General features: G+C 61.2%; 25 protein-coding genes. 13 read left to right on the top strand and 12 right to left on the bottom strand.

Features of this window, described 5'->3' with window-relative positions:
- Positions 1-6: 6 nt before the first annotated feature.
- From ACEN42_RS40670 to ACEN42_RS40625, 10 genes are all read left to right on the top strand, one after another.
- A complete protein-coding gene (locus tag ACEN42_RS40670; protein ID WP_371884023.1) occupies positions 7-183 on the top strand; it encodes a hypothetical protein in 177 nt (58 codons plus the stop codon).
- A 133-nt stretch (positions 184-316) separates the two neighbouring features.
- Positions 317-1,063 (top strand): DNA polymerase ligase N-terminal domain-containing protein, encoded by a 747-nt coding sequence (locus ACEN42_RS40665; protein WP_371884022.1) that lies wholly within the window; start codon positions 317-319, stop codon positions 1,061-1,063.
- Positions 1,027-2,835 carry a DNA ligase D gene (gene ligD / locus ACEN42_RS40660; protein ID WP_371884021.1) on the top strand — a complete coding sequence of 603 codons (1,809 nt, stop codon included), beginning with the start codon at positions 1,027-1,029 and terminating at the stop codon, positions 2,833-2,835. Before ACEN42_RS40665 ends, ligD begins: the two co-directional genes overlap by 37 nt.
- 363 nt (positions 2,836-3,198) lie before the next feature.
- Positions 3,199-3,615, top strand: a complete 417-nt coding sequence (locus tag ACEN42_RS40655) for a response regulator (protein ID WP_371884020.1) — start codon at positions 3,199-3,201, stop codon at positions 3,613-3,615.
- Between the two features lie 41 nt (positions 3,616-3,656).
- Positions 3,657-4,601 carry a Ku protein gene (locus tag ACEN42_RS40650; RefSeq protein WP_371884019.1) on the top strand — a complete coding sequence of 315 codons (945 nt, stop codon included), beginning with the start codon at positions 3,657-3,659 and terminating at the stop codon, positions 4,599-4,601.
- 1 nt (position 4,602) lies between these two features.
- Positions 4,603-5,427 (top strand): tetratricopeptide repeat protein, encoded by an 825-nt coding sequence (locus ACEN42_RS40645; RefSeq protein ID WP_371884018.1) that lies wholly within the window; start codon positions 4,603-4,605, stop codon positions 5,425-5,427.
- Positions 5,428-5,441: 14 nt separating this feature from the next.
- Positions 5,442-6,746: a cation:proton antiporter gene (locus tag ACEN42_RS40640; RefSeq protein WP_371884017.1), complete on the top strand. Its 1,305-nt coding sequence runs from the start codon at positions 5,442-5,444 to the stop codon at positions 6,744-6,746.
- Between the two features lie 57 nt (positions 6,747-6,803).
- On the top strand, positions 6,804-7,013 hold the full coding sequence (locus tag ACEN42_RS40635) for a hypothetical protein (protein ID WP_371884016.1): 210 nt from the start codon (positions 6,804-6,806) through the stop codon (positions 7,011-7,013).
- 97 nt (positions 7,014-7,110) lie between these two features.
- Positions 7,111-7,347: a DUF4148 domain-containing protein gene (locus ACEN42_RS40630; RefSeq protein ID WP_371884679.1), complete on the top strand. Its 237-nt coding sequence runs from the start codon at positions 7,111-7,113 to the stop codon at positions 7,345-7,347.
- Between the two features lie 4 nt (positions 7,348-7,351).
- Positions 7,352-7,528 (top strand): hypothetical protein, encoded by a 177-nt coding sequence (locus ACEN42_RS40625; RefSeq protein ID WP_371884015.1) that lies wholly within the window; start codon positions 7,352-7,354, stop codon positions 7,526-7,528.
- Positions 7,529-7,611: 83 nt separating this feature from the next.
- On the opposite strand, the gene ACEN42_RS40620 is transcribed toward ACEN42_RS40625, so the two are convergent.
- From ACEN42_RS40620 to ACEN42_RS40595, 6 genes are all read right to left on the bottom strand, one after another.
- Entirely contained in the window at positions 7,612-9,933 is a 2,322-nt protein-coding gene (locus ACEN42_RS40620; RefSeq protein ID WP_371884014.1) for an SMC family ATPase, read from the bottom strand.
- Complete coding sequence (locus ACEN42_RS40615) at positions 9,921-10,460, bottom strand: hypothetical protein (RefSeq protein ID WP_371884013.1); 540 nt, start codon at positions 10,458-10,460, stop codon at positions 9,921-9,923. Before ACEN42_RS40615 ends, ACEN42_RS40620 begins: the two co-directional genes overlap by 13 nt.
- 238 nt (positions 10,461-10,698) lie before the next feature.
- Positions 10,699-12,093 carry an exonuclease SbcCD subunit D gene (locus tag ACEN42_RS40610; protein ID WP_371884012.1) on the bottom strand — a complete coding sequence of 465 codons (1,395 nt, stop codon included), beginning with the start codon at positions 12,091-12,093 and terminating at the stop codon, positions 10,699-10,701.
- 81 nt (positions 12,094-12,174) lie between these two features.
- Positions 12,175-12,657 carry an NADAR family protein gene (locus ACEN42_RS40605; RefSeq protein WP_371884011.1) on the bottom strand — a complete coding sequence of 161 codons (483 nt, stop codon included), beginning with the start codon at positions 12,655-12,657 and terminating at the stop codon, positions 12,175-12,177.
- A gap of 182 nt (positions 12,658-12,839) precedes the next feature.
- Positions 12,840-14,168 (bottom strand): hypothetical protein, encoded by a 1,329-nt coding sequence (locus ACEN42_RS40600; protein ID WP_371884010.1) that lies wholly within the window; start codon positions 14,166-14,168, stop codon positions 12,840-12,842.
- Positions 14,165-14,431, bottom strand: a complete 267-nt coding sequence (locus tag ACEN42_RS40595; RefSeq protein ID WP_371884678.1) for a hypothetical protein — start codon at positions 14,429-14,431, stop codon at positions 14,165-14,167. Before ACEN42_RS40595 ends, ACEN42_RS40600 begins: the two co-directional genes overlap by 4 nt.
- A gap of 675 nt (positions 14,432-15,106) precedes the next feature.
- Here ACEN42_RS40595 and ACEN42_RS40590 point away from each other — a divergent pair.
- The 3 genes from ACEN42_RS40590 to ACEN42_RS40580 all read left to right on the top strand — a co-directional run bounded on the left by ACEN42_RS40590 (position 15,107) and on the right by ACEN42_RS40580 (position 17,108).
- A complete protein-coding gene (locus tag ACEN42_RS40590; RefSeq protein WP_371884009.1) occupies positions 15,107-15,703 on the top strand; it encodes a DUF1845 domain-containing protein in 597 nt (198 codons plus the stop codon).
- An 89-nt stretch (positions 15,704-15,792) separates the two neighbouring features.
- The gene (locus ACEN42_RS40585) at positions 15,793-16,644 is read left to right on the top strand and encodes a hypothetical protein (RefSeq protein WP_371884008.1); all 852 of its coding nucleotides are present in this window, start codon (positions 15,793-15,795) and stop codon (positions 16,642-16,644) included.
- Between the two features lie 11 nt (positions 16,645-16,655).
- Positions 16,656-17,108, top strand: coding sequence for a polymer-forming cytoskeletal protein (locus ACEN42_RS40580; RefSeq protein ID WP_371884007.1), 453 nt, complete (start codon positions 16,656-16,658; stop codon positions 17,106-17,108).
- Positions 17,109-17,501: 393 nt separating this feature from the next.
- On the opposite strand, the gene ACEN42_RS40575 is transcribed toward ACEN42_RS40580, so the two are convergent.
- From ACEN42_RS40575 to ACEN42_RS40550, 6 genes are all read right to left on the bottom strand, one after another.
- A complete protein-coding gene (locus tag ACEN42_RS40575) occupies positions 17,502-18,044 on the bottom strand; it encodes a hypothetical protein (protein WP_371884006.1) in 543 nt (180 codons plus the stop codon).
- 110 nt (positions 18,045-18,154) lie between these two features.
- A complete protein-coding gene (locus ACEN42_RS40570; RefSeq protein WP_371884005.1) occupies positions 18,155-19,879 on the bottom strand; it encodes an ATP-dependent helicase in 1,725 nt (574 codons plus the stop codon).
- 9 nt (positions 19,880-19,888) lie between these two features.
- Positions 19,889-20,725, bottom strand: a complete 837-nt coding sequence (locus tag ACEN42_RS40565) for an ATPase (protein WP_371884004.1) — start codon at positions 20,723-20,725, stop codon at positions 19,889-19,891.
- 394 nt (positions 20,726-21,119) lie between these two features.
- Positions 21,120-21,734, bottom strand: a complete 615-nt coding sequence (locus ACEN42_RS40560) for a DUF4400 domain-containing protein (protein ID WP_250518865.1) — start codon at positions 21,732-21,734, stop codon at positions 21,120-21,122.
- On the bottom strand, positions 21,727-21,903 hold the full coding sequence (locus tag ACEN42_RS40555; RefSeq protein WP_231928094.1) for a hypothetical protein: 177 nt from the start codon (positions 21,901-21,903) through the stop codon (positions 21,727-21,729). Before ACEN42_RS40555 ends, ACEN42_RS40560 begins: the two co-directional genes overlap by 8 nt.
- A gap of 34 nt (positions 21,904-21,937) precedes the next feature.
- Positions 21,938-22,456, bottom strand: coding sequence for a hypothetical protein (locus ACEN42_RS40550; RefSeq protein WP_233391970.1), 519 nt, complete (start codon positions 22,454-22,456; stop codon positions 21,938-21,940).
- Between the last annotated feature and the right edge of the window lies 1 nt (position 22,457).

Raw genomic sequence — 22,457 nt, 5'->3', positions numbered from 1 at the left:
GACACCATGGCTACCATGCCCAAAGAGCAGAACCCGACCAGCGAGAAATCGGAGGACCAGGTCGACAAGTCGGTGGAGGATACATTTCCTGCGAGCGACCCGCCCTCGACCGGCGGCACCACGCGTATCGAGACGGACGAGGACGGCACAACGCCCGAGCACGCCGATAAGAAGCCGTCCTAGGCGTATGAAGTTGCGAATGGTGCTCGAGACTCGCCGGGCACCGCGCGCGCTGCGGTTGCTCATCCACGCTGTCCGCGCGTAATGTCGGGGACAATGATCATCGGGCACCGCCGCTCTTACCAACTATCACAGCATGGCCTCGCCCCGCGACACCACCGCGCCGCCCCTCGCCCGCTATCGGAAGAAGCGCGACTTCAGCATCACGCCCGAGCCGTCTGCGTCTACCGCCGAGACGTCCAACAGGGCACGCCAACTCGGCTTCGTCGTGCAAAAGCACTGGGCGAGCCGTTTGCACTACGATTTCCGCCTTGAACTCAACGGCGTCTTGCTCTCCTGGGCTGTGCCCAAAGGTCCCTGCTACGACCCAAGCAAAAAGCAGATGGCCGTGCACGTCGAGGACCATCCTCTGTCCTACGCGTCCTTCGAAGGTACGATCCCGCCTAAGCAGTATGGCGCCGGCACGGTCATTGTGTGGGACCACGGAACGTGGGAGCCGGTCGGCGATGCAGTCAAAGGCATGGAGATCGGGAAGCTGGTTTTTCGCCTGCACGGTCAGAAGCTTGCTGGTTTATGGGAACTGGTGCGCATCGCCAAGCCGGACGACAAGCAAGACCAGTGGATGCTGTTCAAGAAGCGAGACGAGTGGGCCCCCCGCTTCAAGAATACGACGTTATCAAGGCGCTTCCCGACAGCGTCGTTGCACGTCCTTTGGGGCCGATTGAAGAACGCGAGCCGAGAGCGGCGCGACGTGCTCGTGCTGGAGAATCGACGATCGACGCGATCGACCTGTCCGCCGCGGTGTCGGCACCGCTTCCAAAGAAACTCGAGCCGCAGCTGGCGACATTGGCGAGTTCGCTTCCCCGCACCGGCGACTGGATAACTGAGACGAAACTGGATGGTTACCGGCTGCTTGCGCGCATCGACGACGGGCGAGTCAAGCTCTTTACGCGAAACGGACACGACTGGACCGCCAAGTTTCCGGCGCTTTCCGTCGCAATCAAGGAGCTTCCGGTTGTGAGCGCATGGCTCGATGGCGAGATTGTGGTGCTTCAAGACGGCATTCCGAGTTTCTCTGCACTTCAGAACGCGATCGACGGGCGAGACAACAAGGCCATCATCTTCTTCCTCTTCGATCTGATGTATCTGGACGGTAACGACCTCAGGAAGGTACCGTTGTGGGCGCGGCGAGCTCAGCTGGCGAGCGTTCTTGAAGAGGCAGGCGAGCAGCTTCTGTTCAGTCAGGATTTCGACGCGCCGCCCGCCCAGGTGTTCGAAGCCGCTGCGGGGCTCGGGCTGGAAGGTCTGGTGCTCAAGCGACGCGATGCGCCGTATGAGTCGGGACGCACGGAATCGTGGTTAAAGGCGAAGGCCCGACTGAGGCAGGAACTGGTCGTCTGCGGAATGACCGGACGTGGCGGCAAATCGGGTGCGGTCGGCAGTCTGCTGCTTGGCTATTACGTCGGTAACAAGCTTCATGACGCGGGAAGCGTCGGCACCGGGTGGGACGCAAAGACCGCTCGGGAACTTTGGAATCGGCTCATCCCACTGGAGGTCGGTGCGGCGCCTTTCGATGGGCAGGTCATAAAGGCGCGGCGATGGTCCAGACGTGCAGCCGGCAGCGAACGGTGGCTGAAACCCACTACGGTCGCCGAAGTCGAGTTCGCCGAATGGACCGGCGACGGTGTGATCCGGCAGTCGTCGTTCAAAGGTTTGCGGCTCGACAAGCCCGCCCGCAGCGTCGTGCGCGAAGGAGGAAAGACACAGCTGCCAGAGCCGCCACCGCAGCTCAAAATCACTCACCCGGAAAGAGTCATTGATGCGTCGGCGACGATTACCAAGGCTGATCTCGTTCGCTACTACGCAAGCGTAGCTGACTGGATGTTGCCGCACCTCAAGGACCGGCCCGTGGCCCTGGTTCGCGCGCCCGACGGCGTGGCCGGCAATCTGTTTTTTCAAAAGCATGCCGAGCGGACGGCCATGCCGGGCCTGACTGCGCACAACCGCGAACTCTGGCCGAACCATCCGCCCTTGTTGACGGTTGATACGACAGACGCCTTGCTTTGCGCTGCACAACTGAACACGATCGAGTTCCACACGTGGAATTCGGTCGTCCCTCAGATCGACAAACCCGATCGGGTGGTGTTCGACCTCGATCCGGGCGAAGGTGTGAAATGGAATCACGTTCAAGAGGCCGCTCTGCTCGTTCGCACGCTGCTGTCCGAGCTCGATCTGAAGTCATGGCTCAAAACGAGCGGCGGCAAGGGCCTGCACGTCGTCGTGCCGCTCATTCCAGAATCAAGTTATGTGACGGTCAAGTCTTTCTCGCAGGCCTTCGTCCGGCATCTTGCCAAGACGATTCCTGAGCGCTTCTCCGCGATCTCCGGACCCGCAAATCGCCTCGGCAAAGTCTACGTCGACTACCTGCGCAACGGGAAGGGGCAGACGACCGCCGCGGCTTTTTCAGCGCGTGCCCGACCGGGAATGGGCGTTTCGATGCCGGTGGCATGGGAACAGCTCACCGATCTCAAGAGCGGCGCTCAGTGGAACGTCCAGACGGCACGCGAATATTTGAGTTTCCAGTCGCGCGACCCTTGGGCGGACTTCTGGTCGACCGGACACTCTTTGTCTTCGGCAACCGAGCGTCTCCCCTAACGCCTGCGATCTCGAGAAGTCGAGTCGCGTATTTTGCCGTTAAGGTCAATCGTCATGTCCTATGTCAATGGGTACCGATGTTTTGCCTGCAGGCGGCGGCATGACCTCGGCATAGCGTTGAAGAATTGGGAAGCCCGTCCGCTTCGCCTCCACCACGGCGCCCCGCGGCTCCGAGGTTCTGGATCACAGTCACGCCCTTTTTTGCCTGCCGTTGGAAGTTTGGCATATACACGAGCCGCCCCGGGACGCTAGTGACGGCTTTGACGCCGCGGCTGATCGACAGCATCAAAAGTTGGCATCGTCTATGCGTCACCCAAGCGGACGCGGTTGACAACCGCAACCGCAGCACCCCCGGGGAACACCATGCGGATTCTCGTTTTGGACGACGACCACGACTTTGCGGCGGGTCTGGCCGCGCTCATCGAACGGATGGGTCACGAGCCGTCTATCGCACACGACTGTAAAACCGCACGCGCACTGGCGAGCCGCCAGCTCTTCGACGTGATCCTCGCGGACGTCGAACTGCCCGATGGCGACGGGCGGCATATCTGCGACGGGCTTCGATTGAACGGAGCTTCGCAGACCGCTTACATGGTAGCGATGACGGGTAGGTCTGATTTGGGCGACAATGATTTTCCGTCGTTTGACGGATATCTGCGCAAGCCGGTCGCCTATGATCTGCTCGAGCGCGTGCTCGAAGAATGGCGGGTGGCCGCCGGGCTAAGTCGGCACTCGCGTATGGACGAAGCCGATGTCGCCAAGGCAACCTCAGGCGCATAGCCACGGTCCGATACGGGCCCGCTACCACAAGGAGGAGCGCGATGGCAGCTCGTTCGATCGCTTCAATGACTCTGAGCTTCGGGCTCGTCTCCGTGCCAGTCAAGGTCTACACCGCCACGGAGAGTAAGTCGGGCGTCGGCTTCAACCTCATGCACAAAGAGTGCGGCACTCGCCTCAGACAACAGTACGTCTGCCCGCACGATGGGAAAGTCGTCGAACGCGCCGATATGGTCAAAGGGTACGAGTTCGAGAAAGAGAAGTACGTGATCTTCGAGAAATCGGAATTAGAGGCGCTGGAAGCCAGCGCGAGCCACACGATCGACATTGTGTCGTTCGTGCCGACCGAAGCGATCGACCCGATATACCTCGACAAGCCCTACTACCTCGCGCCCGACACGCGCGGCGGCAAACCGTACCGGCTACTCCAGGAAGCCATGAAGGACAGCGGCACGTGCGCCGTAGCCCGTTGGACGTGGAAGGGCAAGCAGCACATGGTGCAGGTGCGGGCCGGCAACGATGGCCTAATTCTTCAGACTTTGCTCTACGCCGACGAGGTGCGTTCACAAGTCGACATCGGCATCGAAGAGACGGAAATCCAGCCGACCGAGCTCCAGCTCGCCGAGCAACTGATCGAGCAGTACCGCGTCGATGCATACGACGCGGCCGCGTACAAGGACGAGGAGAAAGAGCGCATCCTCGCCGAGATCGACAAGAAGATCGCGGGCAACAAAATCACCGCCGCGCCCGCCATCGAGCAGTCCGGCGCGCAGGTCATCGACCTGGTCGAAGCACTGCGGGCGAGCTTGAAGAAAAAGCCGTCGGCCGAGCAGCCAACGGCGCCGCGAGCGGCACGCAAGAGCGCGCGCACCGCCGGGCCAGCGGAAGAAGCCGCCGAAGCGGCTCCGGCGCCCAAGCGCCGTGCCGTGCGCCGCGCGGCCACTGAAGACCAACCGGCACCGGCCCGCAAGACTGGCACGAAGCGGTGATATGCAAGACGACGGGTACAGCCTTCGCGATGTGCAGCGCATGCTGGGAGTGTCGCGCACCGTCGTTGAGCGGTTGATCGCGGCGGGTTTTGTGTCACCGGCGAGCGGTGAGAGACGCGAGCGGCGCTTCACCTTCCAGGACATCGTGATGCTTCGAACCGCGCACGCGCTGCGCGTAGCGGGTGTTTCGCCCATGAAGATCGTCCGCGCGCTCGATCATCTTCGGAAGAGCTGGGGGCGCGAAGGATCGCTCACTGGCGTACGCATTGCTGCTGTCGGCGATCGCGTCGCGGTGCGGGACGAAGCAAGCCGCCAGTGGGATGCGGAGACTGGCCAATTGCTGCTGGACTTCGAGCAGGCCCAGGCATCAGGAAATGTTGCCTCCATGCAAGCGCCGCGCGAGCAGCGTGCGCGTGAAGAAGCCGTCGAACTGTTCCGACAAGCGCGCGGTCTGGAGGACGATGACCTCGACGCCGCCGAGGCGGCCTATCGGAAAGCGCTCAAACGCGCGCCCGACTACACCGACGCATCGCTGAACCTTGGCGGCATCCTCATGGATAGCGAGCGGTTCGACGAGGCGATAGCCGTGTATCAAGAGGCGCTGCAATACCGTGCGAACGACCCGGTGCTGCTTTTCAACAGCGGCGTCGCGCTTGAAGATGCGGGCCGCTTCCGGGAGGCACTGCAGTTCTATGAGCGTTGTATTGAACACGACCCCGACTTCGCGGATGCTCACTTCAACGCCGCCCGCATCCATGAAGAGCTCGGCGAGGCGATCATGGCGATTCGCCACTTCAACCAGTTCCGCAGACTGCAGAAGCTCTAACCAGGGAGATGCTGATGACGATCGAAGCCGTTTGGTTCCTGATCGTCGGGGCATTGATGGTGCTGATGGCGCTGGGCCGCAAACTGGTCGAGCGGCTGCCGATGACCGGCGCAATGGTGTACCTCATCGTCGGCTTTCTCCTCGGTCCGGCGGGCGTCGGACTGTTGACGATCGACCTCGAGCGCGACGTGCGCCTGCTTCGCACGCTTACCGAAGCGGGACTTATGGTGTCTCTGTTCGCCATCGGGATGTACCTGCGCGTCGAACTTTCCGACCCGCTTTGGCGACTGACGTTACGCCTCGCCGGTCCAGCCATGCTCATTACTATCGCGGTCATGTTCGTCGCCGCGCGTTGCGGTCTCGGGCTCGCCGCAGGCCCGGCATTACTGCTGGCATCTGCGCTTGCGCCAACCGATCCCGTTCTGGCCAACGAGTTGCGCGTCGAAGAAGCGGGCGACGACGAACCATTACGCTTTGCCCTGTCATCGGAGGGTGGACTCAACGACGGCGCAGCCTCTCCGATGGTCTACATCGCGCTGGCGCTCTGCGGAGTCGGCAGTCTGGGCAGCGGAAACCCGTGGACCTTTGCCCTTGCTATCGCGTGGGGGCTGGCGAGCGCACTCTTCTTCGGCTGGGCGTTGGGTACCGCCGTGGTCGTGCTGGTGACGAAACTGCGCACGAAATACGATCACGCGCTGGGGCTGGAAGGCTTTCTTGCGCTTGGGATCGTTGCCTTGGCCTACGGTGCCACGCTAATTGTCGACGGCTACGCCTTCATGGCGGTCTTTGCCGCCGGCGTCGCGCTGCGGCGGCAGGAAATGGAGGCAACCGGTGAGAAACCGCCAAGCGAGGTGTTGGAATCGGTCGAGCGGGGTCAGCGGGAGGAAGCCGCCAAGGATCCGGAACTGGCTCACGCGTATATCGCGGAGAACATGATGGGCTTCTCGGTCGAGATCGAACGCTTTGTCGAACTGGGCCTGATGGTCATCATCGGCAGCGTCGTATCTGGGCACTGGCGCGAGCTAATTCATTGGTCCGTTGTCTGGCCGGTGCTTTTCCTGTTCATTGTCGCCCGGCCGCTCGGCAGCACGCTATCTCTTGTCGGCTCGTCGATGGACCGCCATCAGCGGTTCCTGTCGGGATGGTTGGGTTTGCGCGGCGTGGGCGCGTTTTACTACCTGCTGTTCTCCCTCGAAGAGGCCGGGCACGATCGCGTTGGCCCACTGCTTCCGATCACTCTTGCGGCCATCGTACTTTCGGTGTTCCTGCACGGCGCCAGTGCCACCCCCCTTCTCGATCGATATCTCAAGCGGAAGTAATCGCGCCGGAACGATCTTTGCTGTTGGCAGGCTATAGCCGAAACCGAGGAGGAAGATATGGCAGAACAGCACCAGCCCGGTGAAAAGGTTCAGAGTTCGGGCATCTACAAGGTCGTGAAAGAAGGCGATGGCGGATTCGGCTTCGAGGTGACGTGCGTCGAGGGCGAGCATTTTCCGCCGACACGAAGCGGCAAGGGCGCGCATTATGAGCTGGTGCATGCGGCCACGCACTCGCACAAGCACAGCGAGCTTGGCAGCGGCGATTAATTCCGACAGGCCATCCATCGTGGGCGCAACATCCAAACGCTTGCTTTCCGCTATTGCGTCGGCAAGTTTGCTCGGCGCTTGTGTAGCCGTCGGCGAGATGCCGCCGCCAGGCAGGTATCTTACCGACCGCGAGTGCCACGATCTGACTGCGCTGAAGACAAATGCGAACCCCACGATGGCCGAGCACCAGTCGGAGTTAGCCGCGTTACGAAAGGCAGGATACGACCCATCGCCGTTTTGGGACGACCCGTACTATCCTGAGGACCTGCAGGCCGCGCAGCGCCTCGTCGACTACTGGTACCGGATGGAATGCGCGCCATCACGAACGCAGTGAACCGGTGACCGAGATTCACTCGATCGCAACGACGGACGCGCGGGAACTGTCGATCGCTATCAGCAAGGCCCGCGTCATTCCCGGCTCTCCAGCGCGTGCGACGTTCGTCCTGCAAAACCGTTGTGACTTCGATTTTGAGGTCGTCAGCAGCGCATTCGAGATCAAACGAGGTTTGCCATAGTGGATAGCGCCGAAGGGCGCGAGAAAGAAGAGAACGAGGAGCGCCCCTTGTGGGGGCGACTCCCCACAAGGGTTGATAAGAAATCAGGCGGCGAGCGCCTGAACGTCGATGACGGCGTCGGCCTCAGCGACAAGGTCGGGCGTCTGCGAGATGAAGAACTCCCGCTGATACCCGCCTTGGCGCAACACCTCCCGCTTCATTCGCATGAACTGCAATTTGCGCTCGGGATCGAGCGGGCCGTCTGACTCGTCGCTGAACAAGGTCTGATACGGCTGACCCGTGTTCTGCGCGAGATAGAGCGCGATGCCCCGCGTGAGGCACTCGTTAGTCCAGACCTTCTGACCGCCGGACATGACGGAGACCGACTTGCTGCTGTCGGACTCGGCGTCGTGAACGAGGATCTCGAAGCCTTCACGCAATTCACCGCTCGCGAGGGTGCGCTGCGTGCGGATCTCAACGGTGAAGCGCATGCCGTAGCACGCGAGCAATAGCTCGTTGACGGTGTGCGTCAGCGCCGGCCCCGCGTCATCGATGGTCAACGCGATCACGCCGTCGTTGCCCAAGCCCTTAGCCAGCAGCTTCCAATGCGCAATTTCATCGGAGAGGCGTTCGGCACGCGACTGCGTGGCCGTGAACTTCTCCAACTCCACAGCCAGGGCTTCCGCTTCGGCCTGCAACACGCTTTGTGAGCGAATGGATTGCTCGATCCGACCATCAAGTGCCGCGACAGTCTCGCGGTTCAGTGCGATGTCGCGATCCAGCTTTGCAATCACAGCGCTAACGTCGACAGCGGCGAGTCGCCCGACCTCCTCGGTAATACGAGCAAGCTCCGCTTCCATACGCGTCTTCTCAGACTGGTACTTGGCGGTGCGTGCCGTACTGTCCTCAGCGATCGAGCGCAACTCGGTTCGCGCCGCTTCGAGTCCCGCCACGGCGGCATCAAGCAATGGCTTCGTCGCAGCAAGCTCGGCGGCCGCCTGCAGTGCACGGCGAAGCTGCGCGGCGGCATCGGTGATGGCGAGCATTTCGACGCGCTTTGCCGCCAACTCGGCCGGCACGCGAGCCAAGGGTCCGGCCTGCGCTTTCTTCTCGCGATACTCCGCGCGAAGATTCGCCACCGAAACACGCTGCACTTCCGCTTGCTCTTTGGCCTGGAAAGCTTGCGCGAGCAGCGGACATTGCGCATGCATCGAATGACCGACGCACGGCACCTGCTCCGCCACCGCTGCCTGCTTGCTCAGCGTGTCAAAGTGCGCGGCTTTCGTCGTGCCCTGGCTCGTCAAGCTGGTAAGCGTTGCGTCAAGCGTCGTCAACGTCGCGCGCTTGACCTCCAAATCGGCAATGTCGCGCTGCAGGGGAGCAAACCTCGCTTCCTCGCGCGCAATCGCCAACTCGGCCTCCTCGCGCTTAGCCGCCGCACCGAGGATCGCCTCGCGGCGAGCCAGCGTTGCTTGGTGCGTGGCCACGGTTCGACTCAGCACGGAAACGCGCTGCTGGCAACGAACCGCTGCTGCTTGCTCGTCGTCGGCCGCGCTTTTCAGGGCACGCCCCAACTCGTCGCGGCGCACGCCCAGCTCTCGCAGGCGCGCCTCGGTCGTGGCCGATTCGCTCTGCTTAGCCGCAAGCGTCGCCCGCTCTTGAGTCAGCTTGCTCGCATGCTCAAGCGCGGCATCGCGTTGCTCCCGAGCGGCACGCAGAGCGTTGCCCTGCGCGACAATCGACTGCTCAGCGTCGGCTTTACGTTGCCGCTTTCCGGCGAGCGCACCAAGCTCAGACTGGATGCCTTCGAGCGACTTGCCGAGCACCTTCGCGACCTCGCCGGCTTTCGCCGACAATGCCTTCAGGTGGTCGATGCCAAGGAGTTCGGCCAGCAGCGTCTTGATCTCGCCCGCACCGTAGGACGCGAGCGGCCGCCGGTTCTGAGCCGAGAACACGCTCGTAAAGAACGTTTCCAACGAACCGTTGATCGCCTCGACACAGCGGTTATACGACTCCGCCTTGCCGTCCGATACCGTTCCGTCAGGCAGCGACACCGGGCGCCACGTACCGTCGACGCCGCGATAGGCAAGGTAGTACTCCGCCTTGCCTGTCTTGCCGGGCTTGCGAAACGTGAAGGACGAGCGATAGCGAATGCCGTCGTGCTCCCATTCGAGTTCCTTCAACGCACTGGTGCCGCAGACGTGATCCCAGTACGAGAAAGCGTCGACCGACAGCTTCGACGCACGCGACGGCATGATCGGATACGGATGCAGATTGTCCATAATCGTTGTCTTGCCAGCCCCATTAGGTCCGGTCAAGGCGATCAGGCCATCCGGCAACGTCTCCAGATCGAGCGTCACGCTGTCGCGTTTCATGCCATCGCGCACGCCAACGAAGCCTTCCAGTGTCAGTATCAGAGGCCGCATGACACGTCCTCCGATACGCTCATCGATGCAGACATCGCTGCCATCTGCGAATAGAAGGCGTCGTCATCCTCGTTGGGAAACGGCTCGTTCAGGTCAGCGGACGCAATAACACGGGGCGGCGCCTGAAGCGTCCCATCGAGCGCGGCAGCTACCTGATCGCAGACTCTACTGAACTCGCGACGCGCGTTCGTCAGAAGCTCGGACCAGCCGCTATGTCCGGTGAGGCTACGGATTTCGGCAGCAGACCACTGACTTGCATAGCCTTCCTGGTAGGACCAGAGAAGGTGCTGCATTTCAACGGTCGGCGTGACGGCGATTTCGCAGGCGCCGGGCGTCGTGGCAACCAGCAACAGCGTCTGACCGATCTGCGCCAGCACTGCGCCGCGGTGTTGGCCGAAGGGCTGATGCTGAATCGCCGGGGTGAACCCAGCGAAATCGACCAACGACTTTTGAAGGTCACGCGATGAGCAGCCGCCCAACGCAAAGGTGCGAACCCAGTTCGGGCCAGCGGGATAAAGACCAAACATGATGCACTCCGTTATGGTGGGCGGAATGCGGCCCCGGTAGGGATCGCTCCCCGCCAGGGTGAAAGAAAAGATGAACTGCTAGAGAAAGGTTTGCCACTACTAGTCGATGCGTCGAAGACGCGGTGAAACCTCTGTTTCGATAGCGACGACCAGAATCGGCTATCGGAACACGGCTCGCGTGTCCAGGCGGAGGAGCCATAATGGCCTCCTCTGCATGAGCGGCTACTTCGTTTGCTAATTAAGCCGCGAACAAATCATCGTTGAGCCACGAAAGCTGACTTGCCGAAGCCGACTCGACGATTTCCACGGTCGCATCGGGCATGGGCAGTGCATCGTCGCCAACATCGCCATCCAGAGCTACGTGGGCCGTCACCGGCGCAGGCGCTAATATGCTCGACGATGTGTCAGCGTCGCTCAGTCGCGCCAGCACGCCAGCGGCGATTGCCTCCGCATCCCCCGTTTCCAACAACTGAAGCCGGTCAAGCAAGGGCGCCGGATCAACATCGGTGTGCTCACACCAGCGCTCGAGCTTTCGGTCAATCGACGTTTCGAGGCTGATGCCTTGCGCGCGTGACCGGACGACGGGAAGAATGCGAGCTTCGACCTTCAGCTCCGCCGCATTGCCGAACAGCGCCGCGATCGCGTCGCGGTCCACTGACTGTTTGTGCTCTTCGTCGACCTGCCAACGAATTCGCACGAACTTGTCGGTCGCATCGATCGCGATTGCCGTCAGGCGTTGCATGTCGGGCGGTCCGTCAAAGTCGACGCAGATCGTCTGCCGGGACGGCGTCACGACCAGATCGGCTTGCGCGCTTCCCACCTCGACATTCCACATGAGAAAGCCCTTGTCGCCTTTCTCACCGTAGTGGAATCGCCCGATCGAACCGGGATACGCCACAACGCGCCCCGCTCGCTCCCACTGCTGTGCTTTATGAATGTGCCCGAGCATGAACGCATCGCATTCGGCCTCGAACAGACTGCCAAGCGAAAACTCATGATCGAACCCCGCCATCGTCACGCCGTGCTCGGTCGTACAACCGTTGACCGTGCCGTGTGAAACCCCGACAGTCCGGATGCCTGCGGCACGAAGCTGCTGGTTGACGCGCCCTGCTGCGCCGAGATAGTCGCCCAGCACTGCTTCAAGACCCGTCCCGGCTTCCTTGGCACCAACAGCGACCGCCAGCGCGCCCTTATTGACGGTGGGCAGACACGTGAACACAACATCAGCGCCGATAGTCAGAACCTCGCGCAGCTCGTCGTCCGAGAACACCGGGCCGTCCGAGGGGTAGAACCGCCCCTCGTGAAGGCTTACCTGCTGCACGCGTTCCGCGACATAAATCTGATGCGTGGTCGCCATCAACTCGAAGTTGCGCAGCGTGCCCGGAGGCTCATGGGAGAACGTGCCCTGCAGCATCAAGACCGGCATGCTGCCGCTCAGACCGTTGATCCGGCGTGCGAGGCGGTTCAACGACGGCGCGTGTGCGTCGAGACGATGGTCCGTCGCATCACCCGAGATGACTGCCACGTCGGCATGGGTCAGCACCGCATGGTCGATGCCAAAACCGAAGCATCGGTCCGACTCTTCGATGTTGCCCGGCGCGTAGTGCAGGTCAGAAAAATGTGCGATCTTCAAATCGCCTCCTATAAATGAAAAAGGCCACCCGAAGGTAGCCAGTATTTGCCGATGCCCCGCTAGGGCGCGCTAAAAGAGGGGTTACGTTGACAGCGTGTCGCGGACTTTCATCAGTGCCTTGCCCAGAAGGTTATGGCCGCGCCACTTCGATTTGTCCGTGATGTCTGGATGATGCTCACCGAGACCCACGCCCCATATCGTGTCGTAAGGACTTGCTTCGACTAGCTCGGTCGGCGCCGTCGCAAGCAACAGCGTTCGCAGACCCGGATGCTGCGCGAACTTCTCGCGGCATCCGACGTACACGATCGACTCGCGCTTGGCCTTCCATGTATCGAGGTCAAAGCCTTTGACCTTGCGGCCAAGGGCTTTTTGTTCCTTCGGCAGATGCGTGGCTAGCACAGCCTGAGCGATGTCCTCATCGCCAAACAGCTTGGCTTTGGAGAACATCATGAACTGCTCAACACTGACGAAAGCGACGTCGTGATACGAAAAGCGGCACGGATGCCAGTTGCTAAAAGCGTCCTCCGCGCCGAAGAACAGCGTGAAGTTGCCGACTCTACGCATCGGAATCTCCTTCGCGTGAACAAGTAGATGGGCCGCCGAGGCGGACGGATTCGATGCGCAGGTACAGCGCGGTCGAAAACATTTGAGCAAGCGGTTCTTGCTGAAATGCTCTCATGCGCGAGCAAGAAAGGCTGTGTGACACGAAGAAAGGATGCCAGCCCCCGAAGGGGGACTGGCCAAGGTTAGACGTAAGCGGCTTGTGCAATCGCGTCCTGAATTTCGACGTCAAGCGAGGCGGGATCATCGAGCGCGTTCTTGAGACGTGCATTCATCGCATCGACATCAGCGATGCGTTCGATCCAGCCGCGACCGTAGGTCTGGTGCGCGTATTTGCGAAAGCCGTTCTGTCGCTCCGGCTGACTAAGGCCCAGACGATGCAGCAGGTCGGACATACGGTGACGCTTGTCTTCCAGCGTCTCATCGGGGTCGGGCGAGCCGTCGTCATGACCAGATGCGCCGTCGATGCCCGATGGCTCTCCATCGCTTGCCCGTTCAGCCCCGGATTGCTCCTGCTGAGGCTGAAGGACCGGATCGCCAGTCGACTGTACCGTCCCGTCTGACTCCAACAGCGCCACCGCACGACTGGCAGCATCGAGCGCCGGTTGAGCCTCGTCCGCGCCGTCCAACAGCGCGCCCAGGTCGATATCGGCATCGAGCACCGTCAACATCTGCTTCTGACGCACGGCCTGGCCGTTGTCGTCAATCCGCGTGATGTCAAACTCTTTCTTCGAGAGCCAAAAGCGCGTGCCGGTGAGCCTGCCACGCGCCAACGCCACGGTCTGCATCGCCGAATACGCTTTCTGCAGCACGTAGATGGAGTTGGTCGGCAACTCGATCAGCCCAAGTCCCTTCACGTCCGGAACTGCAAACAAGAAGTTTGCGGTCAGGTTGCACTTGCGGTCCTGATACTGCGGACAGACGTGAGGATCACAGACGCCATCGGGAATGTCGTCGTCTTGCCGGTGAACGACCAGTCGCCCACCGAAGGATCGCCGCGCCCGCTGTGCGCGTGCGTTACGCTCGACCGGTGCATACGTCTTGCAATAGCGTTTGCCGTCGCGGTCGTACTCCGAGAAGTACTGTCGCCCGGTTGTGGTGTACGCGGCCATCTGATTCGGCACATTGCGCAGCCAGTCGTCGAACGCGAACATGATCGGGAAACGGTATAGCCTCAACCCGTGACCGCGATCTTCGCCATAGAGCCGCAGGATCTCATCGGCCGTGTCCGGATTCGAGAAATCCGAGCGTCTGCAGACAAAGTAGTCGACGTTGCGCGGAAAGAGCGCGTTGCGCAGCTTCAGCGACGTTTCGAGCACCTTGCCGATGGCTTCGAACGACTCGCCCGCGGCCACCATGTCGTTATAGAGCTTGACCGCTTTTTCGTTGGCTTGGTGCGCCCGCGTGAGTACCTTGATACCGGGTCGAATCTTGCCGATCGTGGGCGGGCGAATAGCTCGTTCTTCAACGAGACTGCGCGGCGCGTGATCGAACATCTGAACTACTGCATTCATGACGGTTTCCTCGCGAGAAAGAAGATGGCGTTGGTCCGCAGTGAATCGGCCTGAGATTGCATCTCTCGGGCTGCCGCACTGCCGCGACGTTCGCTGATATGGGAAATGAAGACAGAGCGCTCTGCGTCGCTGAACATCGCGACTCGAGCGACTTCGCACCGCTCACGCCAAACGGGGGACGTGGTGTCCGCCTGCTCGCGCTCGGTATTGATTTGGTGCGTGATGGCCTCGGCGATACGCTGATTGAGGCGGTCGGGCAACAGCATGGAACAGCACCTCCGTTGAGAAATGTCCGGCCGCAGGAAGCGACAGACGAAAAAAAAGCCCGCTCCGATGAGGGAGCGAGCTTCTTGAAATCGATAGAGACCTACGCGCCACGTCCCTTCCGGGGACGTGGCGTGCAGGGAGCGGCCGGCATACGCCGGTGTCGCTCGGTCAGAGAACGTAAAGTCGTTCTCGCGCAGCATGGTCACGCCGCGCAACAGCCCTTTTCGGAATTACTTCCGCCGCAGGAATCACGATCAGCCAACTTCGATCGTTCTACCCAGATCAGGCTCTGGAGAGAGAACACCCGAAAACCCGGGTTCGAACGATGTACCGGCGCAAATGAATGCAGCACAGGGTACGAGTATCACGGCTGAAATTGGGGAGTGTGTAGCGAGCACACTCAGCACAAGGAAGATTTCCACACCGGTAGCTATCCGGTCGGCGCATGCCAACGCACGAGGCGGGCACGACTTGGAGAGAAAAGATGGACTCCGGGCTTGGAGTCGAGGTCGATGCGTCGGTGACGCGGGGAATGGAGTTGAGTATCCGGGTTATCGACGCGAGCGTGCGGGTGAAAGCTCACGAATTTGACCTAGCTTTCGCCGCCTTGACTCTTGCCTAAACAATGAAAATCTTATGTGAGAGAGAACACAGACATACCGAAAACGATCATGGCTGGTACCGAGATGGAAGCACCTGAAGACGGATTAAGATCAAGCTCACCTCCGGTCGCGCCGACTGGCGAGAGCGGTCTTCGGCGGCTCGACCGCCTGACCAATGACAGTCGGCTCGCGCGAATCCATGGGGATACGCTGGCCAAGACAGAACTGCCGTACCACTCGGGATTCGCACGTGAGTTTTTGCGGGGCGACTTCAACTTTGCAGCAGCGAAGATGACCGTCGCTCGCGGCGGCAAGCTCATCGCTATCGAATCTGAATTTCGAGTGGCCGAAGGATGGTTCCGCAAAGCAATGGCTTGGGCCAATGAACTGCCCAAGAGGCAGACTGCGACGTATCCGGAGATTGTGACGCTCGAAATCAAGCACGCCATGTCTGGACGATTGGTACGCCTGCTCACTATCTATGACCAGCTCTTCTTACTGACGATGGGTGCACTGATCGCTCGATCGTTGGGCTCGGAAGCTCGCCAGAGCACCCTCGATGCCGCTCAGACGCGGATTCGCAAGATCGCCTATCTCTGCATCTTCGATAACGATCGCTTTGCGCCCGAAGGTGTGCTGCTTCCCGACCCTGGCCAAGCCCACTGATACCGTCTTGAGCGCGCCCATGCGCTCCTGTCTTGACTAGCGGGAGCGCTGGTTACGCTCGACCTAATGTAACGACGAGAGGACCTCACATGGACCTACGCGATATTCAGCGACTGCACGCACAGTTCGCACCTGACTCAATGACCATCGATCTGCCGCGGCAGATTGCTGCGCTTCCGGCGCCGGCGGACCTGGCGGCTCAGGACAAGGCGCCTTCTATGAAGGTGCGCCTGCCGAAGGCAGCGCCCACCGCCCGCCAAACCCTCGTTGCGGTGGCAATCGCCGCTGTGGTCGGTATGGCAGGAATGGGAGCCGCTTCCCTCTACAAGTCGTTCGGCGCACCGTCTGTCCACAGCGCCGCTCGCTCGGATTCGGGTGCAGGCAAGCTCGCGGGAACCGAGCAGCCAAGCGCACCATCGACGCGTCCGATCGACGCGGAACCGCCTCATCCGGTTGCCATGGCGCCGATGCTCACCGCGAAGGACCTCGCTCCTTTGGGGGTTGGCTTGACGGCTGACCAGTTCAGAAACTCGCTCGGAAGCAACGCTCCCGCCGTTGGCGCAACCCCAGCCAAGTCGGCCCCGGTTTCGACGGAGGAGCAGCGAGCGGCGGCGTCGCCGATTCATCAAGCCCGTCGTGACGCGGACGCGGCACAGCAGCCTGCAGCCAACTCTCCCGCGATGAAGGCCGCTGCACCGGCAGCGCAAAGCGCTGCGAAGCAACCGACGACGTCGGCCACGACGGCAACGCCCGCCGCGACGGCGCAAGCCACAGAGGGCGCGACGACAGAGACCTCCACGCCGTCGCACTCGCACAGCTACCGCCACCACGCAAAGCGCGCGCGCGACGAGCAGACCACGGAGTCCGACGGCGCAGCCGCATCGAATAAGAAAGCAGCACCCGCGACCCGAGGCGGGTCGAACGAAGTGCAAATGTTCTAGGAATCGACACCATGAAAACCGAACTCAATATCACGCTTATCGCGCGCGGCTGCGCCATCACCGGCGACATGGTCGTGGATCACGGCATTTCGTCTTTCGGCCTGCTCGACGGCGGCATCATCTCCACGCAGGGTCTGCTGCACATCGGCGAAGGCGGCCTCGTGAAGGGCAGCGCACAGGGCGAGCACGTTCGCATTGACGGGCGCGTCGACGGCGATGTGCACGCGCGTGGCTCGCTGGAAATCAACGGCCAGGTCTCGGGTGACATCTTCTACTGCGGCACGATCCGCCTCGGTCCGCGTGCGTCGCTCAACGGCACGCTCAAGCGCGTCGCCAGAATGCTGACGATTGATGCCGATTCGACGCGGGACGAAGGGCCTATCGCCGGTCCGCGCTTGGACGACACGAAGGGCCTGGAACGCACTGAATCGAACGTGACGGAGATCTCGCGCGCCATCGCCTGAGGCCCTGAACAAGTCTGGTGATTTGCCGATAACGGGTCAAAGTCTCTAAGAACCCTGATCATGAAACCCATCGAACCGATATTCGTTTCCTCACTAAGACGTGGGACGCGGCAGCGCAAGAAGCCGCGTTCGAGGGCCATTGCTTTTGCATGCTCGACACTGGGCGGCTTGTGAACAGTCAGGCGATGACGCTCGGCACGCCACACTGAAACCGCCCCGCGTACTAGTCCGTCTTGACGTACAAGTTGGCTATGCGTCAGAAACCATAGGGTTTATACTGACCACGTCTCCTCCATGTCTCGACTGATATGGATTGCTGCCCGCCATTGAGCGGGCTTTTTTTTGGGCCGAGCGACCAGATAGGGGCGCGTTCGATCCGACGGAATGCAGCCATCATCGTGGCACGCGCGAGCTAGCAAGTCCCGTCACGAGGCATTCCGGCCTATATGCGATCCCGAAGGTGCGTCCAATGCATCTCCCGAGTTCATCTGGCAAGTGACCTTGGTAGTCTTCGCCCTGACTGTTACCAAGAAGCTGCTTCGAGATGTCCGCTGCTCGTATGCCGAGACGCACGATGAACTGATGTGACCACTTCGCAATGCGGAAACCGTTGGCGATCTGGACGTGCGGCGTTCTTGGGCGACCCTCCACGCGCTCCAAAACAGGCGGCAAGCTCCGCCGCCCGTGCTGCTCATGTTCGTAGTAAGCGGTGACTTTGAAGCTGTCGCATTTCGCGCTTCCGGGCATGCGGCCGGTCATACGGTAATGGACAGTGACCTGGTCGATAGCATCGTTGGGGACGCGGACGGTAACGTTCTCGCCGCACTCGTTGAACGCCGCGATCGCGCCTGCGATGCTATCGGCGTCAACGGCGTCAAAGTCGACGTGCGGAGGCGCGAGTTCGCCCCTTTGCACGGCTGAGAAATCGGGTGCCAACTACAATCCGAGGACTTGGTGAAACGTCGACATGGCTGCTCCTCCTTCGGGCGGAAGTACAGTCCATGGTATAGGCGATATTCCCGGCTACCGGTGAGCCTTCCAAAAAATCAGGCAGCGGCGGCGACCTGCTGTAGCTGCGACTCAACGACGAAACGCGATTCGAAGTTCTTTGACGTGCCCGAGATCATCAGAGATTCACGCGCGCGCGTCATTGCGACGTAGAACAGTCGCCGCTCCTCCGGTTCCGTCGATTTGGCATCAGGGACGATCGTCTCTTCGCTGCGCGCGATCCACACGTGATCCCACTCCAGCCCTTTCGAGCTGTGCATCGTCGTGAGGATGAGCGCGCCGGGCGTCGGCTCGTTATTATCCTGACGCAAGAAAAGAAGCCGCTCAGCGAAGCTGCCTGACAAGCGGCAGAGGACTTCGTTTGTCGCTTCGATGGCGCGTATTGCCGAATCCTTTTTCGCGTACTTCAGCATCCACTCAGCGACGCCTGAGAGCGTCAGCGAATAAAACTTGCGATCGCGCAGACTTTGCCATTCCGCCAGCCGCTTCATGAACTCACGGTAGTTCGTCGCGACGTCCTCGGGCAATCCCAGTTCGACCAACTCGGCGCGGCCCTTCTGCGTCAGTTCCGCGCCCATGTCGGCATGCAATGCGCGCAACTGCTGCGCGGTCAGGCCCAGATGTGCGAGAACGGCGTCGAGACCGGTGTCTTTGATGCGCTCGACAATCTCCAGCAGGTTGCACATGAGCGCGCCCTCGGGGCGGCTCAGCACCGATGCGCCCGATGCGCGGTAATACTTGATACCGTGAGAGCGGCAGACGGATTCGAGCGGGTCAAGGATGCGGTTGGTGCGCGCAAGGATGGCGCACGATTGTCCTTTGGCGAGCCGTGGCCCCAGCACCTCGACTGCTGCGGTCGCCTCTTCGTACTCGTCCGGGTGCCGCGATGTCAGGACGCTACCGCCCGGCCCCTTCTCGGCGCGCAGCACCTTCGCAATCCGGTCGACGTTATTGCGGATCACTCGGTCTGCCGCGCCAAGAATTTCCGCGCGACAGCGATAGTTGCTGCCGAGTACAACCGGCTTCGCGTCGAACGCCTCGATAAACGATTCCATGCCGCGATAACCGAGCGCCTCACGGAAAGCGTAGATACTCTGGTCGTCGTCGCCTACGACGGTCACGATCGAACCCGCCTTCGCATGAAGCTCGATCCACCGGTACTGCAGCGGGTCGGTATCCTGAAACTCGTCAACGAGCAGATAGGTGAACGCGTATGGGGCAATGGTGCCTTGCTCCATCCCCTCGACGGACAGGCGCAGCATGTCCTGAAAGTCGATCTTGCCGTTACGCGCAAGCGCGTCCTGATAGGCGTGGTACAGCTCGCCGTCGGCAGTATCCGGATCGCACCGCCCGAAATTGGTTTTGATCTTCTCGATCGTTGGAATGACGTCTTCTGCCTTCCCGTCGCGCCCGAGTTCCTGCATGACGCGGATGAGCAAGCCGAGCCGGTCACCGTCGGAGGCGATATCGAGCGCCCGCGCACCGGGGCGTTTCAGTTGCTTGAAAGCGAGGGAGTGGAAGGTACCGGCGATCAGGCGCTTCTTCGCCGACTCGCCGGCGGCAGCCAGAATGCGCTCGCGCAATTCCAGCGCGGCGTCCTTAGAGAAAGTGACGGCGCCAACCGTCGCGGCGCTGTCTTGTAGCAGCAGGGCTGCTTTCGTGGCGATTGTCTTTGTCTTGCCCGCGCCGGGGCAGGCGATCGCCACGCAATGCTGGCGCAACTGGGCGACTTCCCGTTGCTGGGGATTGAGTTCGTCCAGCATCGCGCCTCCTTAGTTGCCGCGGACCGTCGTCATCAGCTTCAGGTGCGTCATGTACCCGCGAATGCCGAGCGGATTGAAGCGCTTGAGGAAGTTGACCGCTTCATCGTCCACGTCGGACTGGTCACGAATGCCGTTCCACACCATGAAGTCGAAGTGATCCATCGCGCGGTCAAACTTCATGATGGCGCTCAGCACGCGCATCGAGAAGCGCGAGTAGGCCTCGACCTCGATGTCCATCGCCGGCATCGGAATCGTCGGCTCGAACACGAATTCCTTGTTCGCGCGAAGCTCTGCTTCTTTCTGCTGGCGGAAGCCTTCTGCCACGCGCAGCTGCTCGTGCACGTAGCTCTCGATACCTGCGAGCAGCTTCTCCAGTGCGCTGTTGACGACTTCCTTGTCGTTTTCGCCGAACGTCGAGCGGCCGAAACGCTGCATGTTGATGCTCATGCGGTTGATGTACGGCCACCACTGTTCGAACAGCGGCTTCAGGCGCGTATGGTTCAAGCGCACACGCGCCGTCACGACTGCCGCGCCGGAAAGCTGGCGATCGAGCAACTGCCGGCCGATCTCGCGGCGGCGCTTGATGATCGAAATGCGCTCGGCGGCAGGCAGGTCGCGGAACAGCTTGCGCGTCTTGGCCACTTCCGCGCGCTTCATCTGCGCGTCGTCGGACGAGATCACGCCTTCCTTTTGAAGGCGATCCGCGTCCGCTTCCATCTGGGTCAGCTCGCGCTCAAGCTCGCCGTCGTCCGCACCATCGGTCGTGAGCGCAGGCTCGCCGGTAGCTTGTTCGAGCGCGCTGTGCACGACCTTTTCTTCATTGCCGGGTTCGACCACGGTGCTCATTCGCTCTCCTCTTTGGACCCATTGGCCCGTTTCATCGTTGGGAATCAGGCAAGCAGATCGCGCTGCCTATGGATCCATTGTTGCGGTCAGACGCAACAGCCAACATCGGAAACAGCGACTATTTCGCGCGCCTTTCCGACGAGGAAGCCTAACCAGCAGGGCCTTCGCCCCGCCGCCCGTGGCTTGGCACGCACGCGACGGTCATGCGCGCGCTGAGAGTCGAAGGTGGGGGAGAGCAACGAAGGGCCGGCTCGGGATGAGGTCGGCACTTGGGATGGAATGAAGCGACCAGGAGGGTGTGCTGGTAACCGGGGGACGTATCATGCTGAAGCCCGTTCCCCACAAAGACGCTGTTTTTTGCGAGCTTTCCGGGCTTCACCTTACTAACTACTTTCTAACGCGCAGATTGAAACGACTCTGCGGCTTTCCACAGTAGCGCGCCAAGCAGCGCGGCAGCCGCTACCCAGTATCCCGCTAGCACGGGCAACGGCGCGACGAGCACGGCCAATAGCGTGCCGAAAACGAGCAAGAGGCCGTGGCTCGCGAGGTGGAAAGACAGTGGGCTGACGAAGCCCGCCGCCGAGGCTTTGATCTTTCGCCTAGCGGTGCCATCGATGAACATTCCGATGGCAAACAGGATTGTGCCCACGATCCATAGCTTCATCACCATCGCGCGAAAGACGATTCGATAGACGAGCAGCCAGAAATTTTCGGTCCACGTATGAGCGAAGCTGGAAAAACCTCCGTCGTTCATTCCGCCGACGCTCCCCGACGCATTCAGTGTCCGGTGAAGCAGGCCCGTATCAACGAACGCATGGCGAAATATTCCGTTCGCCCGGCTCACTGCGGCATCAACGTTCTGCTGCCCAACGGTAGCCACCAACGACTGAGTCTCGACGTCCGGCACCTCGAATAACTTCCGGTCGGGCACCGCAGGCATCACGGCGATTGCCAACACCGGGACCAAGAGAAACCAGATCTTCAGGTGCGAACCGAAGCGGCTAGCCATGTAGCACCTTCACCGCCGCCAACACGGGTATCAGAGCTACCGCAAGCAACCCGCACCAAAAGAGCGCGGGGCGATACTCGGCGATGGTCGCCAGGGCGTAACAACGCGCGCCGGCGCCATGAGTGAACTCTTCGGGGACGGCGGCATTCGCATCGCCGTCGAATGCCATCGCGGTCTCGAGTGCTCGCTTGGCCGTGCGGAAATCAGTCTGCGACAACTTCGCTATTATCGTAACGGTGAGCGACATCGTATTCCTCGAAGTAGCGGCGGAACGTCTCGCCGTGCAGCACGCGGGATGCGAGCTGGAATGCTGCGGTACGCTGCGTGATATGGTCCGGGCAGCGCTCGTCGACCATCTCAAGCTCGTAGTCGGGATGGCGCTGCTCAAACGCGGTGATCGCCTCAACCATCGGACACCACACCTCCACCTTCTCACCACGGCGCGCAACGTAACGACGCGCGTAGAGTGCCTGGGCCGGCTCAAAAAGACCTTGCATGAACGCCACGTACGGTTCGCCGTTGCGCTTGGCCCGCCTGTAACTGTCGAGTGCCGATTCGATCATCTCAGCAGCCAACGGCCGCTTGTCTCCCATGAAACGTTCGCCGATGAAGTCGGCCACGCGGGAGCACGCGAGCTCGAGATCCGGCGACACGTTGAACACCGGCATGAGCCGGTGCGACAGCTTGTGATCGCGGATGATGTGTTTGTATGCAGCGGACATA

Origin of the sequence: Caballeronia sp. S22 (assembly GCF_964261745.1) — a bacterium.
Classification (GTDB): domain Bacteria; phylum Pseudomonadota; class Gammaproteobacteria; order Burkholderiales; family Burkholderiaceae; genus Caballeronia; species Caballeronia jiangsuensis.
The sequence above is the reverse complement of the archived record's forward strand: the minus strand, read 5'-3'. Positions and strand labels throughout refer to the sequence as shown.